General features: G+C 38.3%; 5 protein-coding genes and 1 tRNA gene. 1 reads left to right on the top strand and 5 read right to left on the bottom strand.

Going from position 1 to position 8,426, the window contains the following annotated elements:
• Positions 1-416: 416 nt before the first annotated feature.
• The 5 genes from IM507_RS21630 to speB all read right to left on the bottom strand — a co-directional run bounded on the left by IM507_RS21630 (position 417) and on the right by speB (position 5,697).
• Entirely contained in the window at positions 417-1,487 is a 1,071-nt protein-coding gene (locus tag IM507_RS21630; RefSeq protein ID WP_002736881.1) for a Druantia anti-phage system protein DruA, read from the bottom strand.
• 2 nt (positions 1,488-1,489) lie between these two features.
• A complete protein-coding gene (locus IM507_RS21625; RefSeq protein ID WP_287637728.1) occupies positions 1,490-3,325 on the bottom strand; it encodes a helicase HerA domain-containing protein in 1,836 nt (611 codons plus the stop codon).
• A 31-nt stretch (positions 3,326-3,356) separates the two neighbouring features.
• Positions 3,357-4,511 (bottom strand): DNA double-strand break repair nuclease NurA, encoded by a 1,155-nt coding sequence (locus IM507_RS21620; protein WP_123230273.1) that lies wholly within the window; start codon positions 4,509-4,511, stop codon positions 3,357-3,359.
• Positions 4,512-4,677: 166 nt separating this feature from the next.
• Positions 4,678-4,751: transfer RNA gene (locus tag IM507_RS21615), tRNA-Val, on the bottom strand.
• 46 nt (positions 4,752-4,797) lie between these two features.
• Positions 4,798-5,697, bottom strand: coding sequence for an agmatinase (gene speB / locus IM507_RS21610; protein WP_002736468.1), 900 nt, complete (start codon positions 5,695-5,697; stop codon positions 4,798-4,800).
• Between the two features lie 397 nt (positions 5,698-6,094).
• Between speB and IM507_RS21605 the strand changes: the two genes are divergently transcribed.
• Entirely contained in the window at positions 6,095-7,867 is a 1,773-nt protein-coding gene (locus IM507_RS21605) for a lipoxygenase family protein (protein WP_002738122.1), read from the top strand.
• Positions 7,868-8,426 lie beyond the last annotated feature (559 nt).

Raw genomic sequence — 8,426 nt, 5'->3', positions numbered from 1 at the left:
GTTCGCCGCACCATCTCTCACTTATTAATAATGATTCCTAGTAAGCTCGCTCCTATCCCTAATTCTTTCGTTAGCTTTTTGCCTAGAATCGCTCGATCTATTTCTAGCGAGAGAAGCCAGAAGCCTTTGTTGGCAAATTTTCTAGCTCGCTTGTCCCCCTGTCAGGGCTGAAACCCCTATTCTCTCGTTGACGAAACTCTACTCCTCATCAATGGAAACATAACGCTTCAGTGAGTCCAGAAAATTTGATGACCTTTCCTGCTGGAATTTTACAAAAGTTTACTTAAAATGATTCAGTTCTGTCTAATTATAGCGTTGCCTGTTCGCAAGAGGTACATTATCGATATTGAAAAGCTTAATCAGCAAAGGTTTAACTGTGCCACACAGGTATGATAAACGCTATATAATCTGTTTGATTAATCTAAACTTTTCGTTTTCCTTAGATTTTCCTCTAATTTATCTAAACGTGGGATAATCCATTGATTTTTCCAGTATTTAATCAGTTGATTACGATCTAAAATCTTCCATTGTAGTTGATTGGATTCTCCTAATAAATACTCTTGCCAATTCTCAGCTAGTGGACAACTATAATATCCTCTTTGCCAACCAATACTTAGCATATCTTCTGAAAATCCTAGTTCTCTTAGTCCTTTCTTTAAAACTCTTAGTTTCCAATTGGGACCTTGACCAAATTTATAAGTATCAAAAATGGTTTCTGGAACGACTTGTTTAATTAATTCCCAACTTCCGTTAGCCGTTATATGTAAATGGCTTTGACCTTTTGTATAACCTATAAATTTCCAGTTCATTAAACGGTTATATATTGCTGATTTTCCAAATGCTCCTAAAGTATCTATATAAACTAAATCAGCTTGTTTATTTTGTCCAGAAATAATGGATACTCTATTGTTATACTTTTCATAGAAGTGCTTTCTAACTTCAGGGAACATCAAACATAAAGCAATTAATTTACTGCTGAGAACTAGATTATAAGGAGGTACAGCACCTAAAATATAAGCAGTCATACAATTATATAATCTCTCTAGCTTTTGATCTTTTGTCCAAGTGATATACTGATCTCTAACTCCTAAACCAATAATTGGATCACTGAGGCCAAAAATACCAATTAATTTATTATTTTGTTCATCAAAAACTAAAAAACGTATTCTTCTACCATAACCAGTTGTAACAGGGATTGACCAAAAAGAAGTAGCATAAGTCCAAAGTTCTCTTTGTTTCTGGGTGTTCACAACTTCTAAGTAAGGATTGATTTTAAGAATATTTATTTCTTCAGGTTTAGCTAAACAATTTTTAAATTCCTCCTCATATTTTAAACCTTTTGAGTTCGTATGTTGAGCTAATCGATTTTGCATAAATCGTAAATCATCAACTATTAACTTTTGAGAGTCAAAATCCCATTCAACTCCATATTCAGATAACTTTGATAACAATTGATCTCGAACGTGATCTTTTTGGTGTTTTTTCATGTTTAAAAATGGAACTCATCCGAGGATTGAAGATTATTAGCATTTTGAAATTGACTGAATTCTGTAAACATCTGAACAAATAAAGGAGAACCCGTAAAAGACAAAGGGGAAACCGGACCGAGAAACATAAACGGATATTGTTTATTACTTTGAGGGTCAACAAATGATTTGTATAAGCTTAAAGCCTGTTTATCACTTACTAATTCTTCAATTTGTCTGTATTCACTACCAGAAGTTAAACCATATCCAAAAGCGTAAAGTCTTAATTGACCGACAATTTCTTTATGTAAAGATGCAATTGTTTGAGTAATAAACATATAACCCAAGCCGTATTTTCTTGTGGTTCTTACACCATCTACAAATGTTCTTGTTAGGTTGGACATTTCACTATTATCATCATTACCAAAAGAGGATTTAACAAAGCGATGAGCTTCATCAAGACAAATTAAACAGTTTAATTTTTTATCCTCTTTAAAGGCATTTTCTCCCGCTACTTTTAAAATTGTGCTAATCTCTTTAAGAATCAGTGCTTTGATTTCCTCATTATCTGCGAAAGTTGTACCCTCACCCTTAATATCTAAAAATAAAATAGGCTTTTGCTCATCAGTAGCAGATTTTTGAACAATATGCCACAATGAGCTTCTATGATTACCTTGACTATCATTTTTAAGAAATAAATCTAATACAGGTTGCCAAATATCGTCTTTGATTCTTTGAAATTCTAGAGACTTCTGTGATTTTTGATAATCTGTATCATTCTCTTTTTCAAGAAAGCTATCAAGAGTTTGTTCTAATCTTTCCTTTGTTTGTTTGGTAGCATATATTCTTTGTAGAGCATTATTATCATCTCTAAGACAAGTTAATACATTAAGTAACAAATTGTCAGGAGAGTTATTCAATTCAAATTCTATGTTTTTTCCTTGCTGTTTTGACAATTGAGATAAAATAATTCTGATGATTCGAGCGATTTCTTCCGAAGCATAGTCTTGATTTTCTTTACTTCTAACTCCAATATTTCTATAAAACTCTGTTTTTAATAAAAGAGAGCAAAATAAATTTACAGCATTATTTTTAGTTCCTAATCTAATTTGATTAGTTAAACGATAAACTTCAACTTTTCTACCTAACTTTCGGAGCGAGTCATGCAGTTTAAAGGGCAAATCTGTCTGACTTGCAAATTGATTTTGAGGATCTATGAAAATGATGCCCATATTTTTATGTTGAGCATAACCTAGAAGCATATAAGCGGCTAAACCAGACTTACCAGAGCCACTTTTTCCAAAAACTCCGATATGATAAGCTTCTCCCGCACCCCCTTCTCCTCTATCAAAATGTTTTAACCAAAGAGGCATTTTAACATCAGTAGCATAAGCATTACCTAAGTAAATAATTTGATTTTTGTATTGCTCTAAAAGCTTATCTAAAATTTCATCTCGAACTGAAATAATAGGCGTACCCGTTGCCGGGGAAGTTCCTAACGTTCCTGCGGTGATTTTTCCATCTGGCGCAATACTAAAACAAGCCTGAACGTTTAATTTAGCTGTTCTCACATCTGCTTTTTCACTAAGATGAGGAAGTGAACCTCTACGCTTAATAATACCTCTAAAGGTTAAATCTTCATGCCAGCGATTTTGAGTTTCTATCTCACTAATTTGTCCGATAACCACTAAATTTTCTTGATCTTGCGGTTGAACCAGACAGACTAACTGCCCTAAATTTCTCTTTTTCTCACTTTTTTGATTAATATCTATAATAATTTCTGTCGTGTTACTCGGTGAACCAACGCTACCGATGTTAAATTGATCTGAGTGATTGTTGAGTTTGTCAAGTAAATCCATTGTCTTTTTCCTGTAATTTGATGAAGATTGATTAAGTTCTGTAAGATTGGGTCAACAATTGGAGAAAGTCAGGGTTATCACTAAATTGATATTGTACCACGGCTCTTAACGCTTCTAAACCATCACTAATACTTTTAGCCATCAGATCCGCTAAATATTGAGGATAAGGTTCTTTGATCTCTGTTGAAACAACTTGTTCTTTGATAGCTTTTAATACTTTGGCTAATTCAATTTCTGTATTAGCACAGCTTTCTTTCATTTCTATCCTATAAGCTGGCGACCATTGATAAGGTTTATAATAAGTAAAATATACTTTTCGGCTTTTAGGCAAAATAATAGCTTGGTTTAAGTCCTCTTTTATCTTGTCTCGCTTACCTTGAAAATCAAATTTACTTGAAACTGAAATATATAAATCTTTCCAAACTCGCTCTGTTTTTGTGGTTTGACCCACAGGTAACGGTTTAGTAAATTCACCGGCATTTAAAATTAATGTCATGCTGGTTTTATCGTCAAGCTTGAGGTCAAAGTTTTTTAAAACACTTAAGCCAATTTCTTGAGAAGAATCATATTTAACCATATATACTATATTGGGATTGGTCATCGCTTTTTTAAGAGAATCTATCAAGCTAAACCTATTAATGATATCCCATGTAGCTTGTTGAAAATGCGGTTCATCCAACGTTGACATACTGGTTAAGCTGTTAATTCCGATAACTGGTGTTTGATGAGAACCATCGGCAATAATCACATCATGTGGTGTTTGACTAATAACTAATAATTCTAAAGCTGTCATCGCTCCTCTAGTCACTTTAGGATTACTCTCAGAACTGTGCGGGAGAACATCTTGCCAATTTTTGTATTGAACTGAACCCCATTTTCGCTGATCTTCTCTAACTAATCCTTCAACACCAACACCAACTGCAATTAAAGTATCAGCACCAATAGATTTTTCAATAGCTTGTCCACCGTCAACCGCTGCAACAGAAGGAATAGGTGGGTTTTCTAAATCGTCAACTCTACAAATTAAATCATTATCATCCAAGATTTGATGCAGGGTTTTTCTTTGTTGTTGTAATTCATTGAAAAGTGGCTTGATTTTTTCTGCTATTTTAGGAGCATCTTCCAGAATGTCTTCTAGTAATTCATCTGGCAAGTTAGCATAGTTATCATTTTTATTGTTAGTCATGTTTAGAAAATCATAAAAAAACAATCTAAAGGCCAGAAAATCACGGGCTTGATATTTTTAGCTCACGACAGAGCGTTTTGTCTGACATACCGTAAATTTACCGAACATCAAGCCAGCTTGTCAGGTTTAGCTTTTGCCCGTTGCTGAAAGCTATCAAAATTAACTATGGACGTAACTGGATTCGAACCAGTGACCCCATCGATGTCAACGATGTACTCTAACCAACTGAGCTATACGTCCGTACGAATTGTTATTATAACACGATTGCTCCTAATTAGGCAAGCCCCTAGGCAGTAAATTGATAGCCAATTAACTTATAAATTAACTTGGCAGTGGTAAATTCCGAAACCACCGAATCACTAATCGGGGCCAATTCCATCACATCGCAGCCAATCACCTGATGAGTTTGGAAAAGACGACGGAGAAAGCCTAGGGTTTGATGCCAACTTAACCCCCCCGGTTCAGGTGTTCCCACCCCCGGAATTAAAGCCGGATCTATGCCATCCACGTCTATGGTTAAAAATACCTTCTCGGTGGTGATTTTGGCGATCGCTTTTTCGATCCAATTCGGATCACCGGCGATATCTCGATCCCAAACCACGGGAATCTGTTGTTTAGCAATTAATTCCGCTTCTTCTCGACAAATAGCCCGAATTCCCACGGGTAAGGTGGGTAAACCCATTTCTAACACCCGACGCATCACACAGGCGTGGTTATGGTGCGATCCTTCGTACTCAAAACGCATATCGCCATGGGCATCAATTTGAACCACCGTAAAAGGGTCCGATAAAGCCTGTCGGTAAGCTTGTACTACTCCCGTAGTGATAGCGTGTTCACCCCCGACGGCGACGACAAATTTATCATCGGCAATTAAACGAGAAACTGTAGCTGTGGTGACGGCTAACATCTCCTCGGCGGACAATTGCGGTTGTTGACGGGTATCTGCGATCGCATCATGGGTATAGATGCCCACTTCTAAACAGGTTTCCCTCTTAAGTTCCTCGTCATAAGCTTCCAATTGTTGGGAAGCGGTAATCACCGCCGCCGGTCCGGTTTCACAACCCTTGCGATAGGTGGTGGTGGCCTCGTAGGGAATCGGCAGGATTACGGCCTTAGCTTTGGCGTAAGTGGCGATCGCTTCACTCCCTAAAAATTGTTCGCTACCGGTGGCGCAAGACAATAACATGGGCAAGTCACAGAAAATTTTAGTCCAATCTTCTATTATAAATATTTTGACTATTTTTGTCTATCTCAACTGACTCCAAACGTATCTACTACAATAGCCACAACCCCTTATCTATCAATAGATACATCCCTTAACTTTTTTTGCTGTACCCATGTTTATTCAAGAATGTTTGTCAGAGTATCCTAATTTTGAACAATTTGTCTGGGATTTGGAAACCCGAGGAGTTTCTGATATTGATATTCCCGTTCTGATATTTGTTGCCAGATGAAAAAGAAAGCCAGATGTTGAGAATCAAAATGGGTGATAGCGAGAATCAATTATTAAAAAATGTTCAGAAATCAATGTAAGGAAGAAAAAACAAGGTACAATTACTTAAATTTTTTCAAACTTGATCAGAATGGTTAATACCCCTCCTCCCACTCCTTGTCTGCCCCAAAATGAACCAGATGCGAATCGGCGGGCTGATTCCCTCAATCTTCAACGCCAAGCCTATAGATACGACTATCAGTATCTCCCACCCTTAGTCCTCATGGAATCCGTGCCTGCAGCGGAAAACTTTTCCTTTCAGTACATTACTGAACGGTTGGCGGCAACTGCGGAACTACCGGCCAATATGCTGGCTGTCAAAGTCAAATCTTTTTTAGATCCCCTCGATGAGCTACAAGATTATGAGGACTTCTTTGCCATTATCCCCTTACCCAAAATCGCCAAAGTCTATCAAACCAATGATGCCTTTGCCGAACAACGTCTATCGGGAGCTAATCCCCTAGTATTACATTTACTGAAGCCGGGGGATGCTCGCGCCCAAGTTCTCAATCAAATCCCTAGTTCTAAGACAGATTTCGAGCCATTGTTTCAGGTCAATCAAGAATTAGCAGCGGGAAACATTTATATTGCCGATTATACGGGTACGGACATTAATTATCTCGGTCCCTCTTTGATTCAAGGGGGAACCCATGCCAAAGGGCGAAAATATTTACCGAAACCCAGGGCCTTCTTTTGGTGGCGGAAAAGTGGCATCAGAGATCGGGGCAAATTAGTTCCGATCGCTATCCAATTTGGGGAAAATGCGGAAAAGCTTTATACTCCTTTTGAGAAAAACCCCCTTGCTTGGCTATTTGCTAAAATTTGTGTTCAGGTGGCCGATAGCAATCACCACGAGATGAATTCCCATCTCTGTCGAACTCATTTTGTCATGGAACCGATCGCGATCGGCACGGCCCGGCAACTGGCAGAAAATCATCCCCTCAGTCTTCTGCTTAAGCCACACCTAAGATTTATGTTAACGAACAACCATCTGGGACAAGAGAGACTGATCAACCCTGGTGGACCGGTGGATGAATTATTGGCCGGCACCTTGGGCGAGTCGATGGCACTGGTTAAGGATGCCTACGCAAACTGGAATCTTCGAGACTTTGCCTTTCCTAAAGAAATAAGTAACCGGGGTATGGACGATACGGAACGACTACCCCACTACCCTTACCGGGATGATGGGATGCTGGTTTGGCAGTCTATTAATCAGTTTGTTTCTGATTATCTCCATTATTTTTACCCAAACCCCCAAGACATCACTAACGATCAAGAATTGCAAGCATGGGCCGGAGAATTATCTAATTCTGCGGCAGATCAAGGGGGCAATGTGAAGGGAATGCCGGCCAATTTTACGGATGTAGAGGACTTAATTGAAGTCGTTACCACAATTATTTTTATCTGCGGGCCACTGCATTCAGCTGTTAACTATGGTCAGTATGATTACATGACTTTTGCCGCTAATATGCCCTTGGCCGCTTACTGTGATCTTCCAGAAGCGATTAAGGATACTACAGGATCAATAATTGGAGATGCCAGAGGATCAATTACCGAAAAAGACATTCTTCAGCTATTGCCTCCTTATAAAAAGGCTGCCGATCAGTTACAAAGTCTGTTCACTTTATCCGACTATCGATACGATCAATTGGGCTATTACGATAAAGCTTTTCGAGAACTCTATGGCCGGAAGTTTGAGGAGGTTTTTGCCGAGGGTGATCAGGCAACAATTACGGGCTTCCTTCGACAATTTCAGCAAAATCTCAATATGAACGAACAAGAGATTGATGCCAATAATCAAAAACGGATCGTACCCTATACCTATCTAAAACCTTCTCTAATACTCAATAGCATCAGCATTTAAGTCTAAGATAATATCTCTAAGCTTGGCTTTCAACTTTTGCTATTTTACCCTGAAAAAAATCCCCCGGTCTTAGGGGGGATTTTTATTAGCGATCGCCGATCTTGTAGGGTGCGTTCCCTAATGCAACTTCTACCGCTCCACAGATCGATTTTTGGGGAACGCACCATGCACATTGATTGAAGTTGTAAGTCTAGGCGTTGCAGAATCAAGGTATGATACTAAATCCGTTGAGTACAGGCTAGTTATGAGGAGAGGCAAAAGGCAAGAGGTAAAAGGCAAAGGGGAATAAATAATCAGTTTTTAATAACCAGATTTAGTATGAATGCCAACTGTGCATCGTATCCAAAAGTTAGTTTGGGTCTAGCGGCAAGATGTAGGCAGAGTAGTCAAGTGAAGTGTCCCATGCCTGAGCCTCACCTTGTATTGTAAAGTTTTGTAAAAAATATATGCAAATGACTGCAAACAACTGCTAATATGGTTAGTACAAGTTTACGTTGCAGTTCACATGAAACTATCAGATTATGCTAAGAAAAAAGGGATCAGTTATGACACTGCTTGG

The sequence above is a fragment of the Microcystis sp. M20BS1 genome, from assembly GCF_020245305.1.
GTDB classification, from domain to species: domain Bacteria; phylum Cyanobacteriota; class Cyanobacteriia; order Cyanobacteriales; family Microcystaceae; genus Microcystis; species Microcystis ichthyoblabe_A.
This window is presented reverse-complemented; position numbering and strand designations above follow the sequence as displayed.

Excerpts from the sequence above, each read along its gene's own strand:
- IM507_RS21630 (WP_002736881.1), bottom strand. The coding sequence starts at position 1,487 with ATGAAAAAACACCAAAAAGATCACGTTCGAGATCAATTGTTATCAAAG.
- IM507_RS21625 (WP_287637728.1), bottom strand. The coding sequence starts at position 3,325 with ATGGATTTACTTGACAAACTCAACAATCACTCAGATCAATTTAACATC.
- IM507_RS21620 (WP_123230273.1), bottom strand. The coding sequence starts at position 4,511 with ATGACTAACAATAAAAATGATAACTATGCTAACTTGCCAGATGAATTA.
- IM507_RS21605 (WP_002738122.1), top strand. The coding sequence starts at position 6,095 with ATGGTTAATACCCCTCCTCCCACTCCTTGTCTGCCCCAAAATGAACCA.
- speB (WP_002736468.1), bottom strand. The coding sequence starts at position 5,697 with ATGTTATTGTCTTGCGCCACCGGTAGCGAACAATTTTTAGGGAGTGAA.